This is a genomic window from Flavobacterium sp. RNTU_13, assembly GCF_046614455.1.
GTDB lineage: Bacteria > Bacteroidota > Bacteroidia > Flavobacteriales > Flavobacteriaceae > Flavobacterium.
Genome location: NZ_JBKJHB010000007.1, coordinates 94,510 through 119,679, shown reverse-complemented (window position 1 = coordinate 119,679; position 25,170 = coordinate 94,510). Strand labels below are relative to the sequence as shown.

Below are 25,170 nucleotides of genomic sequence, written 5' to 3'. Positions count from 1 at the left end.
ATTAGTGTTAATAGATACCTAATCGCTCATTGATTATCTGTATGAATTTTGCAGCTACGATGCGATAATCAAAATGTTCAACAACCCTTTCACGCCCGGCCAGTCCCATTTCCCGGCGTGTTTCTTTGTCATTCATGAGTTTTATAAGAGCTTCTTTTATATCGTTTACATTAGCCCGGTAATCCACGGTCCGCGGCTCATTAAAGACGATGCGCCTGTTCTCCTCATAGCCGGATTCACTGCCCAGTGTAACTTCGTTAACTACAATTTTCTGGCCTATCCCTGCAAGAAATGCCGTTTTTCCATGTTCAAGCGTATCCAGCATCCCCATAGCATTAATACCTATGACCGGTTTGCCACAGGCACCAGCCTCTACCTGAGGCATACCAAAGCCTTCCAAACGCGATGGAGCGGCATAAATATCGCAGGCCCCAATCAGGTAAGGTATGAAATTCCTGGATATTATACTGGTTTGAAAAACAACATTGCGGCTGATACCGAGTTGATCGGCAAGCTGGAGGTCTAAATTGCTTTGAAGCGCAGTCCTTGGCTGTGGCCATACTTTACAGATATATTTCCAATCTGGCAATTCCTTGGCTGCAATTGATAAAGCTTCCATAACTTCCCTCGCCCCTTTAGAGGCGGCGTCACCCCCTATGGTCAAGATCATCTGCTCCTCCGGTTTTATCCCTAAAGCCTTTCGGACAGCGAGTACTTTTTCATCATTATCAGGAAAGGGCATGAAAGTGTCTGTGTCGCAGCCTACGGGAAGCACTTCAATATTAGCAGCACTAATTCCATCCCTTATATACATTTCTTTTACCCAATTTGAGGTAACAAGGATCAGCGGAAGTTCATTCAATACACTTTGATAATTCGCAATATAGCCATCAGCAACCAGCCAGGGGACACCCCGGAGTCCATACTTTTGCGGATGCAGTACGAGCTGCGGGGTATGGCCCCAATAACCGGTGCCTACTACAATGTCGGGTTTAAACCAATTGTAATACCATTCTTTTTCAAGAGCCGATTCAATATGAACTGCGTAAGCATCTACGCCATTTGCCAATAGCCCTTTGTACAACAGGTCGCCTTGTGTAGCAAGGCCTCCCGGGGTTGGTGGATAATCATATAATACAAGGACTTTCATAATTTTGTTTTTTCTTTAAGCCATTTTACTGCTTCAGTTTTGTTTTTAAATACCCAAAAAGCTTCTGCTTTTGGGGTTGTTTCAGCCTCCCATGTATTTGGATCGAAGCCATATACATTGACAATGATGTGATATTTTTTCTGCCAGGTATCCTTATGTAAAACATAATATAGATTGGCCGATGAGATAGGTTTTGGATAGTACTGCTTATTACCGTCTTCATAAGCGAAGAGGAAAAGTTGCTTGCACGATATTTTATCCTGGCACCACAGGTCTACAACAGCAGCACCAATTTCCTCGTGGCGTAAGTGCCTGGTGTACTCTCCAAAAGGGCTGTGTGTTATTACTAGGTCGTATTGGAATACGGGAAGCAAAGTAAGCAGCATACTCTGGATTTCATGTACATCCTGGGGAACCTGTTCCGGTCCATCGTCAAGGTCGCCCATTGCCCCCCGGGCATGTAATAAATAAAGCACCTTATCAAATTTTGGAGCTCTGTCAGGATCATTTTTCCTGCACATAGATATAATAAAACAGTTCCAGTCAGGGTGCTCTAATAGAGTTCCGCCCACCCATAATATTTCGTCATCCGGATGGGCTACTATGATAAGGACTTCTTTCATTTTTATTGATACTTATATTACCTGGCAGAAAGTGTATTGGTCCTTCTTCATAAAGCCGTTTTAGTCGAAATAATCGACATTAAAAGTACCTATTTAACATTGGGTGATGTTATTGATTAAGAAAACTTTAGCAGAGAATAAGGAATGTCTTTTTTGGCACTCAGCCTGCTTTTCCTATGGCAATATACTTTCCTGAATCAAAAATAGCTGCCACCATCTAAACAACCGGCAATCTATTTCACTTACAGTGTAAACGTAAATGTTCTAATTACAAATGCCTCTCCGTCTTGATCCGGAGTTAAAACAATCGCTGAAAATTACTAAAAGCATTATTTAACAGGAATTTAGCCAGTACAAACAATAATAGTATCTTAATGAAATTTTATTTGTGATAATGTTGGCTATAACTAATTACTGAAAGGTGACTTTTGATTAATAATCTTTAAATCAAAAAGTTATATAAAATTACTTCAATAAAGCAGCACAGAATAAAAGAATTTGAAGCCGTATTTACAGGGACAATAAAATCAATACTACGAGCCGGCGTTAAAGCCGACAACTGCTTAGAGGTAAAATACTACCGTGAATTTGATTAAGGGCCTGCCCCCGCCTTGGCGGAAATTTGAAATACTATAACATAAATAATATTGTAATGAAAAACACTAAATTTTTACTGCTCATTGCATGTGTTGCAATGGGTTTCAGCACTTCAGCCCAAATTCAAAAAGGCAACTTATTGGTTGGCGGAAATATTGCCAACCTGAATTTGGGACTGAATGACCCCAAGATATTCAGCGTGGACTTAACTCCAAAAATAGCCTGGTTCGTGCGAGATAATGTTGCTTTGGGTGGCTACGCCGAATTCGGTCTTGAAACCGCAAAAAGCTCAAGTACTTCCACAAGCTATGGTGTGGGTGCTTTAGGCAGGTATTATGCCGGCCCGGAAGGAGAAATACTCAGGCATGGACGCTTCTTCGCTGAGGCTACGGCAGGCTTTGGCGGTGTAAATGTCAGCGGGGCCGATGACACGAACGGCTTAAACCTGAGCGTAGGGCCGGGATTTGCTTATTTCATAACCCAAAACATCGGACTGGAAGTACTCGCAAAATACAATGGCCTTGTAGGACTGGGGAGTACAAACTACCAGAGTAACATAAACCTTTCATTCGGTTTCCAGATTTACCTGCCGGGCCGCAGCACAGCAAAAAAAGTAGAAAATGATTTCAAATAACTCGGTACTAAACGACATCTCAGTAAGATCAACTGAACCGCACAGTAGTGGGTTGAGCAAGCAATATAGAAAGCCCCATACACTTGGCAATAGCTTATTCTTTATTCAGAAAGAATTACACACTAGCACATTTATTATAAGATCCTTTGTAAGTGCAATACTTGAAGTACTCAAACAACCTGCTCTGGAAGCCCACACGAAAGTGCTCCTGTTTGTGCCAACAACTGTAACAAAGAATTAGCCATTCTGCTCAATATGCAGGATAGGTTCTTAATTCTTAAAATCAAAATCAGCATATGAAAAACTATAAAAAAATAGGCGTATGGATGGATTACTCGCAGGCGCATATCATAGAATTTGTGGCAAGTGGCAAAATGCCTGAGATTATCGTTTCGGAGGTTAACACGAACATTCAAAAGGCCCTGAACCATAATAAAGACTTCATTCTCCGCCAGAGACTCCAAAAACAACATAGGTATTATAAAAGCATCGCCTCAGCTATAACGGAAAGTGACGAAGTGCTCCTCTTTGGTCCAACTGATGCCAAAAAAGAGTTGCTCGGTATGCTGAGGAAAGACCATGCATTTGATGAAGTAACGATTGAACTATATGATTCATTGAAGGTTATCGACCCTCGTGATTATAATTATTTCAGTGGGCAAGGCGTCAAATGATAACGGTACCATTATTGTAAACAGGCTGCCTACCCTGCCCTTTCCTTCAAGGAACATTTCTGCAAATATGAAAAATGAAATTACTAAACACGGGTATAATTCAGTATGCGGCATGAATATCATAACAAAAACGTTGTTTAGGCTAATACTATGTGTTACAGGATGCATTAGCATCATGTCAGGTAGCTTATTTTATAATTAAATACACATTACATGTCGAACGATATTTATAATATAAAGAAATTACTTAATACAAAGAATGGCAGTTTTACCTACTACAGCCTTACCGAAATGCAGGCACAGGGATTTAATATCGAAAGGATGCCATTCTGTATCCGTATCTTATTAGAAAACGCATTGCGAAACTTTGATGATTTTACCATTACAAAAGAAAATATACAAACCATACTCAACTGGCAGCCCGAAGCATCAGGTAAAGACATCCCTTTTAAGCCGGCACGTGTCTTAATGCAGGATTTTACCGGTGTACCTGCCGTAGTAGATATAGCATCGCTGCGGGCTGAAGTAGCCCGTAGAGGCAAAAATCCGGATACGATAAATCCTCTTATACCTGTAGACCTGATTATAGACCATTCAGCCCAGGTAGATTACTTTGGGACTGATTATGCCTATGAGCGTAATATGGGCGTCGAATACGAGCGCAATCAGGAACGTTACCAGTTTTTGAAATGGGCCCAAAAATCATTCAGTAATTTTAGCGTCGTTCCCCCTGGAATGGGCATTTGCCATCAGGTAAATTTGGAATATCTTTCTAAAGGAATTATAGAGCGCAACGGGGAGGTATTCCCAGATACTCTTGTGGGCACTGACAGCCATACACCAATGGTTAATGGTATAGGTGTCCTTGGCTGGGGAGTGGGGGGTATAGAGGCGGAAGCTGCAATTTTAGGACAGCCTGTTTACTTTATTATGCCCGAAGTAATTGGACTCAAGCTAAGTGGTAAAATTCCGCCAGGATCTACCGCTACAGATATGGTGCTTACTATTACCGAAATACTTAGAAAATATGGAGTTGTAGGTAAATTTGTCGAGGTTTTTGGAGATGGGCTAGATAATCTTTCGGTACCTGACAGGGCAACTATTGGTAATATGTCGCCGGAGTTTGGCAGTACAATTACCTACTTCCCCATCGATAATAAAACACTGGACTACATGTGTGCCACCAACAGGTCTGAAGATCAGGTAAAACTGGTTGAAGATTATTGTAAGAATAATATGTTGTGGCGAACCAATAATGAAACCATTACTTATACTGATGTTTTAGAGTTAGATCTTTCTGCAATTGAACCTACTATATCAGGCCCAAAAAGACCACAGGATAAAATATTACTTAAAAATTTTAAGGAAAAATTTATAGACGTACTGCATACTTCATTCGGGCGCATGTATGTCAAGCCTCAGGAGCAGCTTACGCGTTGGTATTCCGAAGGTGGAAGTGTGCTTCCTATTGTTGCCGCAGCCCCAATACCGCCTAACACTAAAATTGAAGATAAGATTGAAGATGGTATGAAAATAGTTGCTGTAACTGTTGGGCAGGAACAATTTATATTGTCCGATGGTTCAGTGGTTATTGCAGCCATTACATCATGTACGAATACCTCTAACCCATTCGTCATGATAGGTGCCGGGCTTGTTGCCCGAAAAGCCCGTGAGCGTGGTCTTGATGTTAGGCCATGGGTTAAAACATCTTTAGCACCGGGATCTAAAGTTGTAACCGATTACCTTATGAAAGCCGATTTATTGGATGATTTAGAAGCTTTGAGATTTCACGTAGTGGGATATGGCTGTACCACATGTATTGGTAACTCCGGTCCGCTGCCTCCGCATATTGCAAAGGCAATTGAAGATCACGACCTCGTTGCAGCATCTGTACTATCCGGTAATCGTAATTTTGAAGCCAGGATACACCCTCAAATTCAAATGAACTTTTTAATGTCGCCTATGCTTGTAGTGGCATATGCCATTGCAGGCCGTGTAGACATAGACCTGATTAACGAACCTATCAGTTACGACCCCAATCAACAGCCGGTTTTCTTAAAAGACATCTGGCCAAGCAACGATGAGATAAGCACCATAATCCACAATGTACTTTCGCCCGCACAGTTTGCCAAGGGCTATGATACTATTTTTGCCGGTAATGAAATATGGCAAAACCTAAAGGTACCCGATGAAAAAAATTATGTTTGGAATGAAGCGTCAACTTACATTAAAGAAGCTCCGTTCTTTAAAGATTTATCCGAAAAGCCAGAGCCATTAAGGGATATTGAGAATGCTAGTGTACTATTGGCGCTTGGCGACAGCATTACAACTGACCATATTTCACCCGCAGGATCATATGGAGAGGCAACGTCTGCCGGTAAATATCTATTAAGCCGTGGCATAGAAAAGGCCGATTTTAATTCTTATGGGTCGCGACGTGGGCATGATGAAGTTATGGTGCGTGGTACGTTTGCAAATGTCCGTATTAAAAACAAACTTGCCTGCAAAGAAGGCGGATATACTATTTTTTTGCCTACTGGTGAAGAAATGAGTGTGTATGAAGCATCTGTTAAATATAAAGAAGCTAAAATACCGCTTATAGTACTTGCCGGTAAAGAGTACGGTAGCGGGTCGTCCCGTGACTGGGCCGCTAAAGGAACTTTTTTACTGGGCGTTAAGGCAGTATTGGCTGAAAGTTACGAACGCATACATCGTAGCAATTTAGTTGGCATGGGTGTTTTGCCGATGCAGTACATGAAGGGGCAAAGTGCCCAAAGCCTGGGCCTTACTGGCAGGGAACAGTTTAGCATTTATGGCATTGCTAAAGACATAAGCCCACTGATGGAACTTGAAATTGAGGCAACAGAACCTAATGGGCAAACTAAAAAATTTCGTGTTATAGCCAGGCTGGATTCCCAAATAGAAATAGTATACTACAGGAACGAAGGTATTTTACAATATGTATTAAGGCAGTTTTTAAGTAACGCATAACGCTACTCAAATCTGATAGGCAACAAGATTAACTATAAATAGTAATCTTGTTGCCTATCAGCCTTTTTACCGTCTCACGGACAGTGTATCCACTGTACGAGAAGTTTAGCATATATGAAATTTGACAAAAGCACCCGTACCCAAAATATTTAGTTCTGTATTATACTGCTAAATTGTTTGATCGCCAAAGATAGCATTTGTATATAAAATTACGGTAGTGAGGTTGCTATTGAAAACTCAAAGCATCATGGATAATATTGCCGGTTAAAGTTGTGTGAATTGTGACCGACTTGGCAGGTAAGCAATGCTAAAAGCCTAGCTTTGATATAAATAATAAAAAAATGAGAAATAATAAACTATTTGCAGTTATTGCAATAATGCTCGGTATATCCGGACTCATGAACGCGCAGGACAATGGCAGCAACACTCAATCTATGGCTATCAGTTTCGGTATCAAAGGTGGTCTAAATTTAGCAACTGTTAATGGCGATATAGATAGCCCTAATTATAGAACCAGCTTTTATGCAGGCTTGTCTGTTGAATTCCCTGTGGCTGAAATTTTTTCCTTACAGCTTGAAGCACTTTATTCCGGTCAGGGGGCAGAGTTTGAGCATGAAGGGAGTGATGGTGATAAAGCTGAGTTACAGTTGGATTACATAAACGTGCCCTTACTTACCAAGTTTTACCTGTTCAAAGGCTTTAGTGTCGAGGCGGGACCGCAATTCAGCTTCTTACTGAATGATGAAATTGATAGCAACCCCAATTCAAACAGTGGGGATTCTCCCACCCCTTTCAGAGACAGACTCAAAACTTTTGAATTTGGTGTTGCAGGAGGTCTTACATTCCAGACGGACCTTGGCCTGTTTGCTACAGCAAGATACATACAGGGGGTTACAGATATTGCGGACGATATGAATGTACAAAATGCTGTTTTCCAGGTAGGACTAGGTTATAAATTTTGATTAAAATATTATTAATCAATAAGTTTAAAATTAAAGACTGTCTTTATACAAATTAATTTATTTAAAATGCAAGAAGGTAAAGTAAAATTCTTCAATGAAGAAAAAGGTTTCGGGTTTATTACTCCTAACAACGGAGATAAAGAAATCTTTGTTCATGTTTCAGGTCTGACGGAAAACATTCGCGAGAATGATGAAGTTCGTTACGATGTGGAAGAAGGCCGTAAAGGTTTGAACGCAACAAACGTAGTTATAGCTTAATACACTATATACATTTTATTTAAAGCCCTTGCATAGCAGGGGCTTTTTTTGTTACTACCCTTATACTGTATGTCAATCAAAAATTACCACAGCTTTAACAGGGAATTATAACAATTGCCACCGCACGTTCAGTAACTTTAATCAGATAATCAAAACAGGAATATTCAAAAACTCATAAAACATGCCTGAAGGCCCAAGTATAGTAATTGCTAGAGAGAAAATGGCCGAATTTATCGGCCAAAAAATTATTGCTGCGGGTGGCAATGCTAAAATAGACATACAAAGGCTTGAAAATAAGAAGCTCGTAGATATTAAAACCTGGGGTAAGCACTTGTTATTATGCTTCGAAGGACTTACCATACGCATCCATTTTTTGCTCTTTGGCACATACCGGATCAATGAAACCAAAGAAGCCAAACTGCGGTTAGGTCTTGTATTTAACAACGGTGAAATCAATTTTTATACTGCCTCAGTCAAAATAATTGAGGGCGATATCAATTCACATTACGACTGGTCTGCCGATGTAATCCAGGAGCAATGGGACGAAAACGCTGCTCTTGAAAAACTTGACCATAAGCCAAATATGCTAATATGCGATGCCCTTTTGGAGCAGGATATATTTTCAGGTGTCGGAAATATCATCAAAAATGAAGTGCTGTATAGGGTTTATGTACACCCGGAATCACTTACAGGAAAAATACCTTTAAGTAAGCTCAAAGAAATTGCAAATCAGGCGAGAGTATACAGCTTTGATTTCCTGAAGTGGAAAAATGAAGGAACGCTAAAAGCGCACTGGCTTGCACACTCTAAAAAGATATGCAAACGCTGCAACCTGCCCATGCATAAAAAATATACAGGAACCAAAAAACGCCGAAGCTTCTTTTGCACCAACTGCCAGGAACTTTATGCATGAGAAAGGAATTTATAAATATTGGATGCTCAAGTTATGCTACACCTTCATGGCAGCCCCTTTTCTACCCTGAAGGCCTGCCAAAGAAGCAGCGGTTTAACTTTTACTGTAAGCATTTTAACACTTACGAGCTAAATGCAACTTTTTACAGGTTCCCTACCGTAAAAAAGCCTGCAATCCTGGTATGAAAAAACACCTGATAAATTTAAATTCAGTGTCAAAGCCCCAAAAACAATTACACATATTAAAAGGCTTGAGGATTGTAAGGAAGAAATTGAAAGGTTCTACTCCGTAATCCGTGAAGGCCTTAAAGAGAAATTAGCCAGTGTACTTTTTCAGTTGCCCCCGAGTTTTAGCTATAGCCTAGAAAGGCTTGAAGCAATTATAACTGCTGTTAACCGCGATTTTAATAATGTAATAGAGTTCAGGCATGAAAGCTGGTGGAAGCAAGAGGTTCTTGAAATCTTATCAGACAATAAGATTGTATTTTGTAATGTGAATTATCCTAACCTGCCGACCTCCGTTATTAAGACTACCCAAATAGGCTACGTAAGGATACACGGAAATCCGAAACTGTTTTATTCTGAATATACCCATGAAGATATTGAAGCTTTATATAAAAATGTAAAGAGTCAAAATTTCGAAACGGCATATATCTATTTTAACAACACGGCTTCCACCGCAGGCATAACCAATGCGTTGCAGGCAAAAAAGATGAACCAGGAATTATAACTGTAAGCAAAAGCACATCTGGCAATTCTAATAATAATGGGATTATTTAACCATGACTTATTACTTTTATCTTTGCAGAAAGTAGCTGAAACGCTAATATGGCGAAGCATTGGCTATCAGAACTTTTACTTTTTCAAGTGATAATTGTGTTACAATCTCCCTGTTGTTTAAATGTATAGTGGCTATACTTTTGTTTTCAGATACACTTACAATAAAATCTATATTGATGCTGTGTGTGGTATCATTTTCTTTAATGTCAATGAATTTGCTCATAATGAATATTATTAATGTTACTAATTTCATCAATGATACGCATTCATTTTAAGCAGTATAGTTAAGTTAGTCACAATCTTTTTGTTTATTGATAGCTTATTGTCAATAGCTGGAAACTATTTTTTCTCTGGACAGAGAACAGAGTTAGTCTCATAATTGGATGTTAAATAATATAAAAACGTAACTTTAGGTGTAATTTTTGCCTTATATTTAGCATACTTCAACAAAGGTCTTTTCCGAAAAAATTCCGGCATTCCGGTAATATAGAATATCCTATACATTATTGCATCATACGATTAAATAGTGATTAAAAGTTGTAGCTATTTAATACCATGAATAAGCGTTTAAAATTTCATGCAAAATCCCCGTTTTTTTCAACTGTAAAATTACGGGTAGACCAGTATTTTGAGCAAACCGATAAACATAGGCACGCCAGCAGTGCCATGTGGCTTAAGGCTGCGTTCTTTCTTTTTGGCTTCCTGGGCTGTTACGCAATAATCATTTCAAATACCCTTCCGGCTTTAGCCATGCTGGGGCTTGCTGTTTTGTTAGGTGTATTCAGTGCTTTCGTAGGCTTTAACATCTGCCACGATGCCATCCACGGCTCATTCTCCGGCAACAGGCATATTAATAAAGCCCTTAGTATGGTTTTTAATCTTTTAGGGGCCAGCCCTTATATATGGAATATTTCGCACAACGGCGTACACCATACCTTTACCAATATACCCGGCCATGACGAAGACCTTGTTGTAGCCCCCGGGCTGATACGGATTGAGCAGGACGACCCTAAACGAAAAATACAGCGTTACCAGCATTGGTATGCTTTCCCTCTGTATGGCCTGGCGAGCCTGTCCTGGGTTTTCCGTAAGGATTTTATGAAAATCTTCCAGCATAAAATTGGGCAGGTGGCCCTGAGACATCCTAAGAAAGAATATTTTAATCTTTTTGCTTCAAAGGCCTTATACTATTTCCTGTTTATTGCATTACCTTTTATAATACTGGATATTACCTGGTGGCAGTTCTTAATAGGTTTCCTTGCAATGCACCTTGCGCAGGGATTTACCATGGGGCTGGTTTTCCAGCTGGCGCACGTAGTAGAGGGAACCGATTTCCCCGCTGCAAACCCAACAGGGACTATGGAGGAAGCGTGGGCAGAGCACCAGATGCGCACTACAGCCAATTTTTGTTCCCAAAACCGTACTGCAGCGTTCTTCCTCGGAGGGCTTAACAGCCAGATCGAGCACCATCTCTTCCCTAAAATTTGCCACGTACATTACCGTGCTATAGGGAAAATCGTAAAGCAGGCCGCAAAAGAATACGGCCTCCCTTATATTGAAAGCCAAACTTTTGGGGATGCATTACAATCGCATTATCGGGTGCTTAAAAAGTTTGCATTGGAAGCGAAAAGTGCAAAAGTACAGTACCAAGCATCTTAAACATACAAATAACCTATGGATTTACTACAACTTATCACCCTGCTTTTACTTGTAAGTGCGGGGATTTCCTATATTAACCAGCGCTTTATAAAGCTGCCGGGGACGATAGGCGTTGTAGCAATCTCTGTGGTAGTTTCTGTTGTTATAGTAATTATCGGAAAGACAAATAACGATCTCGCAGCTAAAATAAAAGAAGCTTCCGACAGTATGGATTTTTCCAGGATACTGCTTGATGTAATGCTTGGTTTCCTGCTTTTTGCCAGCGCATTACACTTCGATTACCAAAAACTACGCAAACAACGCTGGCCTGTTTTTGCATTAAGCACCTTAGGGGTACTGCTTTCCACACTCCTGTTCGGCCTATTGCTTTACTACTTTACAGGCCTTTTTAATATTAATATCCCGCTGATGTACTGTTTCATTTTTGGTGCATTGATATCACCAACAGACCCAATAGCCGTGGGGTCTATTTTAAAACACTCTAAAATATCGGAAAAGCTTTCCACCGTTATTGCAGGGGAATCGTTGTTCAATGATGCCGTTGGATTACTTGTATTTGTGCTCCTGCTGGAGCTTGTGCAACAACCTGATATTGCTATCAGTTTTAGCACTGTCGCGGGCCTGCTCCTACATGAGGTACTTGGAGGGATACTTATTGGCCTTGCCACTGGATACGTAGGATATAAACTGATTAAATCCATCAAGGATTTTCAGACCATACTGCTTATATCCATAGCGTTGGTTTTGGGCATTTCACTTTTGGCAGGTTATTTTCATGCTTCCGTACCGCTTGCAGCAGTAACGGCAGGCCTCATTATAGGCAATAACAGTTTTCATGAAGACAAGGTTTCAGATGATTTCCTGCTCAGGATATGGAAACTTATAGATGAAGTGCTCAACACCATTCTTTTTGCCATGATAGGGCTACAAATGGTTGCCATGCCTTTTTTACGGGAATACTGGCTGCTAGGCTTATCTGCAATTGTAATAATACTTGTAGCAAGGATTATAAGCATATCATTGCCCGCATTATTTTTACTCGGAAAAATCAATTTCAACAATTTATTTATACTCAGCTGGGCCGGATTGCGCGGTGGTATTTCCATAGCAATGGCGTTATCATTACCCGATTCGCCTTATAAAGAAGGCATACTCTCAGGTTGTTACTTTATAGTATTGTTTTCGATAATTATACAAGGGTTATCTCTAAACAGGCTGATAGGCGTTTTAAAAAGCCGTGAAGACTGAGTTGCACTCTCACCAGTGTTTTTAATTGCCTAATAAAGAATTGTCTACATTCTGAATCATCTTGTCAAAATCTGACAATACCTTCAACCGGGCATTGTCATCTTTTATGTTTTTAATGTATTTGTCGCTGTTATAATTCCAAAGGTACATATCGTCTTCTAAGGCATATTTATCATTTGGCAACATAGGAAGGCGACATATCTCATTATAGATATTGTTTCGCAATTTCGTTAAAACAACAGGGTCTTTAGCCTGAAAAAAATCACAGATCATTTTTTTCAACTGCTCCCTCTTTTCCGATTTTCTCATGGTAATGTAGATTAAACTTCTTACGGGTAACTATTTAGTGAACTTCGACAAACCGTACATTAACGATTGTTTAAAAAGGTATAGTATCCATTTTTACTTTAAAAATGGATACTATACCTTTGCTTTAATTCTTTAGGGCCATAGCTAATGGGTTAGTCCACATTTCTGGCACTTTTCTTATCCCTTTTGGCTTCTTTCTTTTCCTTGGCCGTTTTCAGCGGTGCTTTTTTAGCGCCCTTTTTGGAATCTTGACTTTTTGACATAATATTGATAATTAATATTTTAAAGATGAAAGGTCGCCTTTAAAAAATGTAATGTTGCCAATATTGTGCTAAATTAAGTCATGTACTTCATTTAATTTATGGTCTATGATTATTGCACGCGCCCTGAGCAGCGCTATTACAGAGTCAAGATGTCTTGTGCGGTTCTTATCTTCATCTACATCCCAAATACCACAATCGTGGTATACCGTAAGATCATCCCAATCAGGCCTGTCAATAACCGGATAAATGCAGGCACCCAGCAATAGGACTCCTTTATTTAACGCTTTACAGCATGCAATAGCTATTTCATCTATCCAAAGCGCACGGCCTATACCAAAATGCCCGGTTTCAGATATAAACAACGGTTTTTCATAGCGCAAATAAGCCATCTCTAAAAGTTCCGCAATACAGGTACGGCGGGGAATTTCGCTTTCCTCGGGCCATTGTAATGAACCGATACCATGATCCCACTGGCTGTTCCAGTAATAATTAAAGCCAAGGATGTCAAGATACTCTTCTTTCCCACCCAGTTCAGGGCACATCCTTCCTGCAATAATATCCATAGCCTGGAACTGGTTTGCATTGAGGTTATTTATATGCTCAAGGTCAGTTTCAAAGCCGGCGTGTATTTTAATGAGTGGTTCCACTAAAACAATCCTGCACTCAGGGTCAATATATTTAAGCATGCCAATACCTGAAATGGCCGCTTTACATAAATGGTATTTAATATCCCAACCGCTCTTTACGGCAAAAGGCACAGTACCCCGTACGTCGCCCGAATGCCACGACAGGAAGCTTATCTCGTTAATGGGGACCACAAAAAGCGGTTGGTCTGTAGCCGATTTATGGAATAGTGCAAAGGCCTCGCACAATGAAATAAACCTAAGGCAAAAGTGCGGGTGCGTGGGATAAATACCATCAGGATAACCAAAGTGGCATAAATCCCAAATGATCTGTATACCCAGTGCATCAGCTGCCTGTATCCTGTTTTTTACCTCGGTAAAATCAAACAGGTAAGGCTGTGTTTCAACAGCACTCCAGCAAACGCCTTCCCGCACTGTTTTTATGTCCAACAAAAGAAGGTTACTGTAATCTTCTCGTACGCGGATGTCGTGCTGGGTTTCTTTCAGCAAATTTACCCTTTCGCCAGAACGGTTAATATGGTCGGCACATTCAAAGCCGCCCATAAAGAATGAGTTGAAAGTACTCATACTGCTTTTTTAAACGCAGGTTCGGGTGATGATTCCAAAATGCCAAATAAATCCAATGCATTTTTAAATGCCTGGTCCATATTAAAATACTTGTAGTTGGCCAGCCTCCCAACAAAATATACGTCAATGAGTGCGTCGGCATCTACTTTGTATTTTTCATAAATCTGCTGATTTTTAGCGTTAGGCACCGGATAATATGGGTCGCCCTCCCCGGTGGTATATTCTTTTACAACGGTTGTCCTTTCAGATTTTTGGTTGCCAAAATGCTTATATTCGATTATTCGCGTAAAGTCAACTTCATTCCCGGGATAGTTCACCACTGAATTTTCCTGAAAATATTCGGTATCAACCGTTTCTGATACAAAATTTATCGACCTGTATTCCAGTTTGTCTTCAAGGCTGTGCTTAAATTCAAAGAAACGGTCAATAGGCCCGGTGTAGAAAAGCTTTTCATAACCGGTTATTTCGTCCTTTATATCAAAAAAATCTGTTTCCAGCTGCACTTCAATATTAGGGTGTCCGAGTATTGCCTCAAATAATTGGGTATATCCACCTACAGGTAAAGCCTGGTAAGTATCTGAAAAGTAACGGACATCATAATTCATGCGGACCGGTATGCGGTCGAGTACCGAAGCGTCAAGCTCTTCGGGGTATTTATCCCATTGCTTTTTAGTGTAATGGCGGAACATTTTTTCGTACCGCACTGCCCCCACCTTATTTAAAGCAGCTTCTTTACCATTTGCGGGGTTAAGATAGGTCTCACGGTTTTGATCAAGCCACTTTTTCATTTCAATTTCAGAAGAAATAGTAAGGCCGAATATTGTATTGACCGTAGTAATGTTTACAGGTATAGGCAGCAGGCTTTCATCTACTTTTGCCAATACCTTATGTTCCCAGTGGTACCACTTGCTATGGCGGTTTACATAATCCCATACCTGCTCATCGTTGGTATGGAAAAGGTGAGCCCCGTATTTAGATACGAGTATTCCATTTCCGTCCATATAGTCATAGCAGTTGCCTGCAATGTGGTTGCGTTTTTCTATGACCAGTACTTTTTTACCAATTTCAGCATATTGCTGCGCCAGTACTGCGCCCGATATGCCTGCCCCTATAATTATTATATCTGCTTTTCTCATTGCTGAACGGTGTTTTTTAGTATTTCCTGCATTTTCTCTACGGTTGTATCCCAGGAAGTTTTTTTAAGGATATCATTATAATCCGTAGGGGAAAGTATATTGCTGCGTTTTAAAAGCGCAGCATCTATGGCCATAGCAAATTTTTGCGGCGTATCAATTATGTCTACATTTTTACTGTAATCACGCACTACATCATAAATAGCCGTAGAGATAATAGGCTTGCCTGCCGCCATATATTCCAGTGTTTTTGTAGGGCTTATGTACTTGGTCGCATCATTTAAGGCAAAAGGCATCATGGCAACGCTAAAGGCTTTAAGGTAGCCCGGCAGCTCATTATAACCTTTCATTCCTAAATAATGGATGTTGTGCTGCCTAGGCAGGTCGTGCTCACTTATTTTTGCTAGCGGCCCTATCATCACAAAGCTTATTTGGGGTTTAAGGAGGGCTGTTTCATTTAAAAGCGTAAGGTCTATACGCTCATCTATCACCCCAAAATAACCTACTATGGGGCCTTTTATAGTGTCAATATCTGCCGGAAGTGCAAGTCCGTTTAATGCCTTAGCAAAATGGTCACGGTCTACAGAACTTGGGAAACAATACACATTATCATGATGTTGCACCTTAGATTCATACAACGATTTGCCCCCGGTAAAAACAACAGTTGCTTTTTCCATGAGGTCGCGTTCCTGCTGTACCAGTTTTTCGGGTGCGCCTTTAAATAAAGAAAGCTCATCCATACAGTCATACACTATGGTATCAAAACTAAAATACCCTAAAAGCGGTAGGAATGAAGCCGAATAGAACCAGCCGGTATTAATGTTTTTGGCAGTGTATTGGGGCAGTATAGCGGTTATTTCTTCTATATGCTGTACATTGGGCTGCAGTAGATGCAGGTTTGGCGTTATTACTATAAGCCGGCTGCCTTGCTCTTCAGGGCGGTGCCAGGGTTCTTCTATAAACAATATTTTTCGGCCTTTCGCCAGGCGGTTGATAATGTGCTGGGGACGCTGGTACACAAAGTCCCAACGCAGGTGGCAAAAGACCACCATATCATAATCATTGCTGTGTTTCCCTCCCGGTAAATCCGGAGCGTAACTATCATTTTTATAGGCTATATGCATTGTATAAGTAGTATTAAGTTCATATAAGGCAAAACATTTCTTTAGGGTAACTGTAAAAAGCACCTCCGGTAAAGGAAGTGCTTCTACAATAACCACTCAGCAGTATTATCTACAGTAATTATTTTGGGGAGTATTATTCAGTATCCTGTTCTCCACCTTCTTCACCCGCAGCATCAAAATTGATAGAATTGTACGCGGCTTCGGTAAGGGTTTCGTCAGCTTCTTTTTCTTCCGCCAGTGTTTCAGCCAAAATGTCTGCAACTTCATCCTCGCCAAGGGTTTTGGCAAAAGCTACAAGTGTACCGTAAGTGGCAATTTCATAGTGCTCTACTTTTTGTGACGCGGCTATGATACCGGCATCACGAACCGGACCCTGCTCGGTGCTCTCCATTATATCCTGGGCTTCTTTAATAAGGCCATCCATAGCCTCGCATTTTTTGGCAACCGCTTTTTCGTCTATAAGTTCAAATACCCTTTCAAGGCGCTGCACCTGCTGCTCTGTTACCGCAGTATGTTCTTCAATGGCCTGTACCAAAACTTCGGTAGTAGCATTTTTGGCCATTTTAGGCAATGCTTTAGTAAGGGCTTTCTCTGCCCAGTAAATGTCTTTAAGGCTGTCAACAAACAATTCGCGCAGGCCTTCGGCAGCATTAGATTTTGCTTTAACCGTTCCCCTGGTGCTGTTCTTTGAAAGAGCCGGTTTTGAAGCAGTAGCTGCTTTAGTTGTATCAGATGATGTTTTCATAAAGTATTGATATTATTTTAATTAAAGCAAATGTCATCTATCCATTGCAGCTTATTGCCAATACTCTCACAAATAAAAATACTTTAAGAAAACATTGTACTTTGGTGATTGCTAATGGTGCAATTTTACAGTTGTTATTTAAATCCACATACTATTATGAGTATCATTACCCCATGGGGCCTTACGGCCGGCCAGGATATCAGTGCCAGTAAAATCCTTGCCACATTGCAATTCAATCACTATGCATTTACCTTACACAACACCGGCGATTCGCTATGGATAGTGGCAAACTGGCCTACAGGGCAACGGATGGCTTTCAGGGCAGCATTTGCCGTGAATGACGATTTTGAAATTGTGACATTATCTAATAATGGCAGCAGTTTAGAGATACAGCTAAGAACACGCCTTGGGCACTATAAGGTCAGCCTTTTATTTCCTGACTTGGAAGAGCACATGTTCAGGTACACCACAATTTTTACCCCTTCTGCTGATATAATGATACCGTACTGGCCACGTGATATAATGCCACTTACAAAAGAAGGTGACGTGCTTAACACTTCAGCTACTATACACATGCACCAGGTGGGTACGCGTAGTGGCGCACTGTATTTCAGTACCACAAAGCCCCGGTATGGCTCGGTGTTCTATTTCCAGAACCTTACCGATATTTCTGCGTTTTGCGAAGCCACAGAAACATCTTTAAGTGAAACCGTCGGCGGAAACTGGCCCGAACTTGGCTTCCAGATTCCCTGTGCCGTTAAAAAGCCGCTACCAGGTGGTAAAGAATATATTATATCGGATGCTTTTGTACTGTTAAGCGAAGAAATACCGGAAACGGCAACTGCAATTACCCAAGGTTACCTCAATGCATTATCTGTAGTGTATAAAGCACTCCCGAAACCGGAACCGGTATATCATGACTGGTTGAATACCGTTCGCAGGGGCCTGCACGACCTGTGCAACAACAAAGGTTGCTGGACACATTCTAAAGGTGTCTCGTACCTTAATGCCTATGTATGCGATTACCAGACACCGGCTGAACTTATGGTACAGCTTGCGGTACTGTTGCCCCTTACGGAATACCTGGAATGGGAAGGGGAAAAAAATATTGTAAGCGAAGAACTGCGCAGAGGCCTGCCTGCATTTTATGATGATAAAATAAACACTATGGTGCGCTGGCTACCCACACTGGTGGACAGGCTTGACAGATCTGAAGAACAGAAAAAAGAGATGGTCATGGACTCCTGGTACCTGCACCACCCGCTTATGAACCTGTGCCGCCTTGCCCTGAAAAAAGATGCGCTGGCAGAAGAACTACTTATGAAATCAATAGATTATGCCATTAAAATTGCACATCACTTTAATTATGACTGGCCGGTGTTCTACCGTATGGATACCCTTGAGGTCATAAAAAAAGAAACCGTTCCCGGCCATAGGGGTGAAACTGATGTGCCGGGTTCTTATGCGCACCTTATGTTACAGGTGTGGAAACTTACAGGCGATAAGAAATACTTTACAGAAGCAAAAAACGCTTTTAAAAAGCTTGACAGCTGCGGCTTTGATATATTTTACCAGGCCAATAATACCGCATTTGCCGCCGGGGCATTGCTTGAAATGTTTAAGGAAACGAAAGATGAGTTTTACCTTAACTTAAGCTATTGCTGTATTGCAGGTGTCTTTAAAAATGCACATATATGGGATTGCAATTATGGCAACGCTGTACATTATCCTAATTTTTTCGCGATATTCCCGCTGAATAACGCGCCTTATACGGCGGCCTACGAAGAACTGGAAGTGTATGCAGCTTTTCATCATTATCTTCTTATCGCAGGCGACGTAGATATATTGCCTTCGGTACGTATGCTACTCTCGGAGTTTATGAAATATGCCCTGAGCCGCCTGGCATATTACTACCCGTCACTTCTGCCAAAAGACATCATATCTGACATCGTTAAGACAGGCGAGGTGAACCCCAATTTATGGATGCCGTTGGAGGATTTACAGGACGGATGGCTAAAAAGCGGAATTGTGGGGCAGGAAGTATATGGTGCCGGCCTTGCCTTTGGTATTGTACCGCGGCAATACCACAAAGTTAAAGGCGAAGCTTTCTTTATATTTTCCGATTACCCTATCCTTAAATTCAATAACCACAAAGGTAAGCCCATCAGTGTCAGGCTGGGTGGTGATGCTGCACTTACCTGCAATGTAAGGATACTATTAAAGGGGACGCCCAAAGAAATATTTAAAGCATTTATTGGAAAGGATGAATTGCAACCTAAACAGGCTAATAAGGAATTCATTAATTATCAGGTGCCCGGAAATGCTACTGTAACTATTGCGCACGCACTGCTTAAGGATTAACTTTCTGAACTATCCACTAAACTGGTAGTAGCAGGTATAACAAAGCCCGGGCTATTACTAACCCGGGCTTTTTGAAACGTTAAATGCCTTTTTAAGAAGCTACTTTTTTCTGGCCTGGCTGGATTACAGCTCGCCGCCTTTTTCAGGCTCTGCATAGTCGCTTACAGGGTGTTCCTCAAATTCAAACCCTGAATCCTGATTTTTATCCTTTTTGTCGCTACCCTCAAGTTTTACGATTTTATTGTAAAGCCCAAGCAGTAAAAATGGAGCTGCCCACTGGCCTACAAACAAAGCGGTTTTTTCTTTGCCCAGGATTTTCAGGGTAGCTGATGCCCCTATTGAGCCTAATGCTGCCCATAAAAAACAGGTCTGACGCAAGTTTTGAAGTCTGTTTTTCGATAGCTTTAGCGACAGGGCCTTCAGCATGGTCGCTTTTAATTACTGACATATAAATTAGATTTTGTTTTTTATAAAGTTATCCTCCCTGCATATACCCACCTGTTAATATCCCGTAAGCTTGTGTTAAGCTTTTACTTTGCTTATTGGCAGGACTTTACTGACTTTAAAAAGTAATTATCCATAACCATTATTTATAGCCGCTTAAATCGTCAAAGTTTTCTTAATCAAAACAATCGGGTGTTATCAAATAGGTAATTTTAATGTCACATCCTAAACAAAATTACTGATGAAGAAAAATAACATACCTCCTGATTCCAATGAAAACGCCAAGTTGGCCGACCTGGAAAAAAACAGGGAATACAGCGATGGCGAGCTTATAACAACCGACCAAGGCGTTAAAATAAACAACGACCATAACAGCCTGAAAGCCGGCGAACGCGGCCCGTCGCTCTTGGAAGATTTTATAATGCGTGAAAAGATTACGCATTTTGACCACGAGCGTATCCCGGAACGCATTGTGCATGCTCGCGGCTCTGGCGCACACGGTTACTTTGAAGCCTTTGGCAATGTAGGCGAATACACCAAGGCAGGCTTCCTTAATGATACGACTACAAAAACTCCTGTTTTTGTGCGCTTTTCTACGGTGGCAGGCTTTCGCGGGTCTACCGATTTGGCCCGCGATGTGCGTGGGTTTGCCATAAAATTCTACACCCAGGAAGGCATTTTTGATATGGTGGGCAACAATATACCCGTATTTTTTATACAGGATGCCATGAAATTTCCCGACTTGATACATGCAGTAAAGCCTGAGCCACATAGCGAAATACCACAGGCAGCATCAGCGCACGATACCTTTTGGGATTTTATTTCCCTGATGCCCGAAACCATGCACATGATAATGTGGGCCATGAGCGACAGGGCTATACCACGCTCGTATCGCATGATGGAAGGCTTCGGTATCCATACTTTCCGCTTTATAAATGCGGAAGGTAAATCTACCTTCGTGAAATTTCACCTGAAACCAAAACTGGGTACCCACGCAGTGGTATGGGACGAAGCGCTGAAGATATCGGGCAACGACCCTGATTTCCATCGCCGTGACCTTTGGGAAAACATAGAGAAGGGTAACTTCCCGGAATGGGAATTTGGCGTGCAATTAGTAGCCGAAGAAGATGAACACAAATTTAACTTCGACCTGCTGGATCCTACCAAAATCATTCCCGAAGAATTGGTGCCGGTGACAAAAATAGGCAGGCTTGTGCTGAACCGCAACCCAGATAACTTTTTTGCAGAGACGGAGCAGGTGGCTTTTCACCCTGGGCATTTAGTGCCGGGCATTGACTTTAGCAACGACCCGCTGCTTCAGGGCAGATTGTTCTCCTACACCGATACGCAACTCTCAAGGCTGGGAAGCCCTAATTTTCATGAAATACCCATTAACCGCACTATTGCGCCTATGCACAACAACCAACGCGACGGCCATATGAGGCAGGAAATAAATGTAGGCCGTGTAAGTTACAGCCCAAACACTTTAAATAACGGCTACCCAGCCCAGGCCAAAGAAGCCGAAAGCGGTTTTGTAAGCCATTATGAGCGCATAGAAGCACACAAGGTGCGCGAGCGCAGTGAAAGCTTTGCCGACCATTTTAGTCAGGCTGCATTGTTCTTCAAAAGCCAGACGGAAACGGAACAGAACCATATCATTAAAGCATTGCGCTTTGAGCTAAGTAAAGTAGAAACTGTCGCCATACGTGAACGCATACTGGGGCTGCTGAACCAGGTAGATAAAACCCTTGCGAAAAAAGTGGCTACAGGCCTGGGTATTGCCGTACCCGAACAGCCTCAAAAACCAATGAACCATGGTATAGGCGCTGATGCTGACCCAGATAAGTATGAGCCGAAACCGCTCGATAAAAACTACGCACCTAGCAATGCACTGAGTATGATAAAAAATCCTACTACTACAGATAGTATAGAAACCCGCCAGGTGGCGTTTTTATGTGGTGAAGGATTTAGCGAAAAATCAGTCAATGCCCTTAAAAAGGCATTGGAAGCCAAAGGTGCAGCGGCTAAGATTGTTGGCCCGCATGCAGGAACTATTAAAAGCGATTCGGGCACTGAAATCAAAGTGGATTTTGCGTTTTTCTCGTCATCTTCCGTATTATTTGACGCAGTATATGTGCCCACCTCGCAAAGCAATGCAGCCCTGTCCGCTAACGATAATGTAATTGAATTTATCAATGATGCCTATAGGCACTGCAAAGTGATAGGGTTTGACAGCGGGTTAAATGAGCTGATAGAAAAAACCACCATAGGCAATAAGCTGAATGATGGCAAAGACAAAAATCTTCCGGGCATTGTTATAAACAGCCAGGCAAAAACATTTACGGATGATTTTACAACCCAGATGGGCAGGCATCGAATTTGGGAACGGGAACCAAAAATTTCTGAATAACATAATCAGGGAAGCAGTTTTTTGCTTCCCTTTTTTAAAGTACTGAACTATGAAAACAATAGAAAAGATAATAATAGCTGGTGTTGTAGGTACAACCTTCATGACTTTATACAGTTATTTAAAAGCCAGGAAAGAAAACCAGGAATATGTTGAGCCGATAATGATTAACAAGCTTATTGATAATTCTGAAGACCTGCCACAGATTCATGATGAAGAAAGCCATCCTTCCGGCTATATATTACATTATGCTACAGGTATCGGCTTTATGGCAGTATATTACATGGCATGGGAAAAAGCACTGTCTAAGCCAACACTCTCTAAAATACTGCTTATAGGTGTGCTGAGCGGGGTAACAGGTATTGCCGTATGGAAATTATTGTTTGCCCAACACAGCAGGCCTCCACAAAATTATAGGCACGGTTATTACAGGCAGCTTTTTATAGCTCACATAATTTTTACGCTTTTTGCCATTTCAACTTATAAAGTGTTGGACAGCAATAAACATCGTGAATACCTTAATTAACCGGCAAACTACATTTCGTAAATTCAAACAATAAAAATAACAAACCATGAATGATATTACCAATGCTTTATTCTCTGCTTCCCGTAAGGGAAATGTATCGGTGTTAAACGAGATTTTTAAGCTTATAGAAAATGTAGATGTAACAGATGAGCGCGGCTATACGCCCCTTATAATCGCAGCCTACAACAACCAGCCCGAAGCAGTAAAGGCACTGATTTATGCCGGTGCCGATAGTAATGCTACAGATGGCAGCGGCAATACAGCCCTGATGGGCGCGTGCTTTAAGGGTTATCCTGAAATAGCACAATTGCTTATTGATAATGGCGCCAATGTAAATGCAAAGCATGGAAACGGCGGTACGGCATTAATGTTTGCTGTGATGTTTGGGCGTAACGAAATGATTGATATACTACTCAATAACGGCGCTGACATTTCAATTAAAGACCAGCGCGGTTTAAATGTACTTGATATAGCGTATCAGCAGCATAACAACACAGCGGTTGAGCTGCTGGAGAAGATAAGGGCATACTAAAGAACGTACTATTACACGGGAAGATAGACAGAAATAGTAGTGCCTGAACCCGGCTCGCTTTCAATTTCCATATAGCCATTATGATTTTCAGCAATCTTCTTACAAAGTGCTAAACCTATGCCGGTGCCTTCATATTCATTTTGTGGGTGCAGCCTTTTAAAAATAATAAAAATCTTGCTGATGTGCTGGGCATCTATTCCAATACCGTTATCCGAAACCGAGATTTTATTATAATCACCCTCTTTGTGACTGCCATTGGCAACAGTTACATATTGCGATGTTATTATAATTAAAGGCTTTTTCTCGGTAAATTTTAGCGAATTGCCTATCACATTATAAAACAACTGGCTTATCTGTACGGGTATGCCATTAATTACCGGAAGGCTGCCTATAGTAAATTCAGCCTGCTTTTCTTTTATCAGGAACTCAAAGTCATTAACCACATCCTTTATTACTTCATCCAGGCTTATGGTAGCAAACTTTCCGGACTCTACTCCCAGTTTGGAATAATTAAGCACATCTTTAATGAGCCGTGACATACGTTCGGCTGAGGCATTTATTTTAGGGAAGTACAGTTTTTCCCGCTCTTCGGTTGTAAGGCCACGTTCTGCCAATGACGTGAAATTGCGGATTTTCCGTAGGGGTTCCTGCAAATCATGGCTTGCAATGTAGGCAAACTGTTCCAGTTCACGATTCTTGGCCGACAGTTCGTTATTAATTGTTTTAAGGCTTTGCTGTGTTTCCTTAAGTTCTTTATTATCTTTAAGTGTTTCTTCTATCAGTTTTTGGGCATTAATATCTACCATAGATATTATATAGCCAAATACTTCATCATTTTCATCCTTATTAGGCATTATGGAAATCATGTGCCACACATAGGCACTATTAAGGTGCAGGCGGGCCTGGCCTGTAAATGGTAATTTCGTCTTTCGGGCAATGTCCCAACCCTTACTTATTGCAGGGCTATCTTCGATATGCAACATTATATCTAATGAAACCGCGGGAAAAGTAGTAAACTGGTTTTCGAACAGTTCTAATAATCTTCTGTTTGCAAGCGTAATTTTACCAGAGTTAGCTACCGAAAAAATAATCATGGGTAAAGTATCCGTAAGCTGCCTGTAATTATGCTCGCTCTCGCTGAGTTTTTCAGACAACTCTATAAGCTGTATATTTTTTTTTCGCAATTCATCGTACGGTGACAGGGGTTGTTCCTTCTGAAAATATTCAATAAACGAGGTTATGCGCAAGGGTGAAATAATACCTGAATAAGGAATGAGTAACGTAAGTTTTATTTCATACACACCATTACTAAATTGCAAGGCGATACTTTTAGAAATGCGCCCGGCATAAGCATAGGCTTCCGGATTACATTCTGCAAGGTTTATGTCATCATAAATAATGGCATTTATTTCTTTTTTACCTCCGCTTAAAGACCCAATGCCCAGTACAAGCTGGGAATTCCGACCATAGGTTATAGCACAACGCGCAATTTCTGACAAAGCAGTGGCAAACCGGGTTTGCGCCGATACTATTAATCCGCAAAGTTCGGCCAGCTTCATGGCCCTTTTATGCGCCAGGATCAGGTCCATCTCATTATCAAGGCGTATGCGGATGATTTCTTTCATAA

Annotated in this window: 24 protein-coding genes; 14 read left to right on the top strand and 10 right to left on the bottom strand. The window is 41.2% G+C overall.

Annotated elements, in window-relative coordinates; translation table 11 throughout:
• Nucleotides 1-7 precede the first annotated feature (7 nt).
• A complete protein-coding gene (locus tag ACLI08_RS14915; protein ID WP_411429306.1) occupies nucleotides 8-1,150 on the bottom strand; it encodes a glycosyltransferase family 4 protein in 1,143 nt (380 codons plus the stop codon).
• Nucleotides 1,147-1,773, bottom strand: a complete 627-nt coding sequence (locus ACLI08_RS14910) for a PIG-L deacetylase family protein (protein ID WP_411429305.1) — start codon at nucleotides 1,771-1,773, stop codon at nucleotides 1,147-1,149. Before ACLI08_RS14910 ends, ACLI08_RS14915 begins: the two co-directional genes overlap by 4 nt.
• A 652-nt stretch (nucleotides 1,774-2,425) precedes the next feature.
• Here ACLI08_RS14910 and ACLI08_RS14905 point away from each other — a divergent pair.
• The 8 genes from ACLI08_RS14905 to ACLI08_RS14870 all read left to right on the top strand — a co-directional run bounded on the left by ACLI08_RS14905 (nucleotide 2,426) and on the right by ACLI08_RS14870 (nucleotide 9,531).
• Nucleotides 2,426-3,004 carry a hypothetical protein gene (locus ACLI08_RS14905; RefSeq protein ID WP_411429304.1) on the top strand — a complete coding sequence of 193 codons (579 nt, stop codon included), beginning with the start codon at nucleotides 2,426-2,428 and terminating at the stop codon, nucleotides 3,002-3,004.
• Nucleotides 3,005-3,300: 296 nt separating this feature from the next.
• Complete coding sequence (locus tag ACLI08_RS14900; protein ID WP_411429303.1) at nucleotides 3,301-3,678, top strand: hypothetical protein; 378 nt, start codon at nucleotides 3,301-3,303, stop codon at nucleotides 3,676-3,678.
• A gap of 213 nt (nucleotides 3,679-3,891) precedes the next feature.
• Complete coding sequence (gene acnA / locus ACLI08_RS14895) at nucleotides 3,892-6,669, top strand: aconitate hydratase AcnA (RefSeq protein ID WP_411429302.1); 2,778 nt, start codon at nucleotides 3,892-3,894, stop codon at nucleotides 6,667-6,669.
• Nucleotides 6,670-7,010: 341 nt separating this feature from the next.
• Nucleotides 7,011-7,631: a porin family protein gene (locus ACLI08_RS14890; RefSeq protein WP_411429301.1), complete on the top strand. Its 621-nt coding sequence runs from the start codon at nucleotides 7,011-7,013 to the stop codon at nucleotides 7,629-7,631.
• 66 nt (nucleotides 7,632-7,697) lie between these two features.
• A complete protein-coding gene (locus ACLI08_RS14885; protein ID WP_411429300.1) occupies nucleotides 7,698-7,889 on the top strand; it encodes a cold-shock protein in 192 nt (63 codons plus the stop codon).
• Nucleotides 7,890-8,070: 181 nt separating this feature from the next.
• A complete protein-coding gene (locus tag ACLI08_RS14880) occupies nucleotides 8,071-8,802 on the top strand; it encodes a DNA-formamidopyrimidine glycosylase family protein (RefSeq protein ID WP_411429299.1) in 732 nt (243 codons plus the stop codon).
• Entirely contained in the window at nucleotides 8,799-8,987 is a 189-nt protein-coding gene (locus ACLI08_RS14875) for a DUF72 domain-containing protein (RefSeq protein ID WP_411429298.1), read from the top strand. The genes ACLI08_RS14880 and ACLI08_RS14875 overlap by 4 nt, the downstream gene beginning before the upstream one ends.
• Nucleotides 8,971-9,531 carry a DUF72 domain-containing protein gene (locus ACLI08_RS14870; protein WP_411429407.1) on the top strand — a complete coding sequence of 187 codons (561 nt, stop codon included), beginning with the start codon at nucleotides 8,971-8,973 and terminating at the stop codon, nucleotides 9,529-9,531. The genes ACLI08_RS14875 and ACLI08_RS14870 overlap by 17 nt, the downstream gene beginning before the upstream one ends.
• A gap of 93 nt (nucleotides 9,532-9,624) precedes the next feature.
• Here ACLI08_RS14870 and ACLI08_RS14865 read toward each other — a convergent pair whose 3' ends face one another.
• Nucleotides 9,625-9,804 (bottom strand): hypothetical protein, encoded by a 180-nt coding sequence (locus tag ACLI08_RS14865; protein ID WP_054406565.1) that lies wholly within the window; start codon nucleotides 9,802-9,804, stop codon nucleotides 9,625-9,627.
• Nucleotides 9,805-10,136: 332 nt separating this feature from the next.
• Here ACLI08_RS14865 and ACLI08_RS14860 point away from each other — a divergent pair, with 332 nt between their 5' ends.
• Both ACLI08_RS14860 and ACLI08_RS14855 read left to right on the top strand, forming a co-directional pair.
• Nucleotides 10,137-11,240 (top strand): fatty acid desaturase family protein, encoded by a 1,104-nt coding sequence (locus ACLI08_RS14860; RefSeq protein ID WP_411429297.1) that lies wholly within the window; start codon nucleotides 10,137-10,139, stop codon nucleotides 11,238-11,240.
• 15 nt (nucleotides 11,241-11,255) lie between these two features.
• Nucleotides 11,256-12,488, top strand: coding sequence for a cation:proton antiporter (locus tag ACLI08_RS14855; protein WP_411429296.1), 1,233 nt, complete (start codon nucleotides 11,256-11,258; stop codon nucleotides 12,486-12,488).
• Between the two features lie 21 nt (nucleotides 12,489-12,509).
• Here the strand turns inward: ACLI08_RS14855 and ACLI08_RS14850 are convergent, their stop codons facing one another.
• From ACLI08_RS14850 to ACLI08_RS14830, 5 genes are all read right to left on the bottom strand, one after another.
• Entirely contained in the window at nucleotides 12,510-12,761 is a 252-nt protein-coding gene (locus ACLI08_RS14850) for a hypothetical protein (RefSeq protein ID WP_411429295.1), read from the bottom strand.
• A gap of 367 nt (nucleotides 12,762-13,128) precedes the next feature.
• The gene (locus ACLI08_RS14845) at nucleotides 13,129-14,271 is read right to left on the bottom strand and encodes a hypothetical protein (RefSeq protein ID WP_411429294.1); all 1,143 of its coding nucleotides are present in this window, start codon (nucleotides 14,269-14,271) and stop codon (nucleotides 13,129-13,131) included.
• Entirely contained in the window at nucleotides 14,268-15,407 is a 1,140-nt protein-coding gene (gene glf, locus ACLI08_RS14840) for a UDP-galactopyranose mutase (RefSeq protein WP_411429293.1), read from the bottom strand. The genes ACLI08_RS14845 and glf overlap by 4 nt, the downstream gene beginning before the upstream one ends.
• Nucleotides 15,404-16,528 (bottom strand): glycosyltransferase, encoded by a 1,125-nt coding sequence (locus ACLI08_RS14835; RefSeq protein WP_411429292.1) that lies wholly within the window; start codon nucleotides 16,526-16,528, stop codon nucleotides 15,404-15,406. Before ACLI08_RS14835 ends, glf begins: the two co-directional genes overlap by 4 nt.
• A 133-nt stretch (nucleotides 16,529-16,661) precedes the next feature.
• On the bottom strand, nucleotides 16,662-17,273 hold the full coding sequence (locus tag ACLI08_RS14830) for a ferritin-like domain-containing protein (protein WP_411429291.1): 612 nt from the start codon (nucleotides 17,271-17,273) through the stop codon (nucleotides 16,662-16,664).
• Between the two features lie 156 nt (nucleotides 17,274-17,429).
• Here ACLI08_RS14830 and ACLI08_RS14825 point away from each other — a divergent pair, with 156 nt between their 5' ends.
• Entirely contained in the window at nucleotides 17,430-19,634 is a 2,205-nt protein-coding gene (locus ACLI08_RS14825; protein WP_411429290.1) for a hypothetical protein, read from the top strand.
• 123 nt (nucleotides 19,635-19,757) lie between these two features.
• Here the strand turns inward: ACLI08_RS14825 and ACLI08_RS14820 are convergent, their stop codons facing one another.
• Nucleotides 19,758-20,060 carry a hypothetical protein gene (locus tag ACLI08_RS14820; protein ID WP_411429289.1) on the bottom strand — a complete coding sequence of 101 codons (303 nt, stop codon included), beginning with the start codon at nucleotides 20,058-20,060 and terminating at the stop codon, nucleotides 19,758-19,760.
• Between the two features lie 259 nt (nucleotides 20,061-20,319).
• Here ACLI08_RS14820 and ACLI08_RS14815 point away from each other — a divergent pair, with 259 nt between their 5' ends.
• From ACLI08_RS14815 to ACLI08_RS14805, 3 genes are read left to right on the top strand one after another with little or no spacing between them, the layout of a single operon-like run.
• On the top strand, nucleotides 20,320-22,488 hold the full coding sequence (locus tag ACLI08_RS14815) for a catalase (RefSeq protein ID WP_411429288.1): 2,169 nt from the start codon (nucleotides 20,320-20,322) through the stop codon (nucleotides 22,486-22,488).
• A 49-nt stretch (nucleotides 22,489-22,537) separates the two neighbouring features.
• A complete protein-coding gene (locus tag ACLI08_RS14810) occupies nucleotides 22,538-23,011 on the top strand; it encodes a hypothetical protein (protein ID WP_411429287.1) in 474 nt (157 codons plus the stop codon).
• 46 nt (nucleotides 23,012-23,057) lie between these two features.
• Entirely contained in the window at nucleotides 23,058-23,543 is a 486-nt protein-coding gene (locus ACLI08_RS14805) for an ankyrin repeat domain-containing protein (protein ID WP_411429286.1), read from the top strand.
• Nucleotides 23,544-23,554: 11 nt separating this feature from the next.
• Here the strand turns inward: ACLI08_RS14805 and ACLI08_RS14800 are convergent, their stop codons facing one another.
• On the bottom strand, nucleotides 23,555-25,168 hold the full coding sequence (locus ACLI08_RS14800) for a sensor histidine kinase (protein WP_411429285.1): 1,614 nt from the start codon (nucleotides 25,166-25,168) through the stop codon (nucleotides 23,555-23,557).
• Between the last annotated feature and the right edge of the window lie 2 nt (nucleotides 25,169-25,170).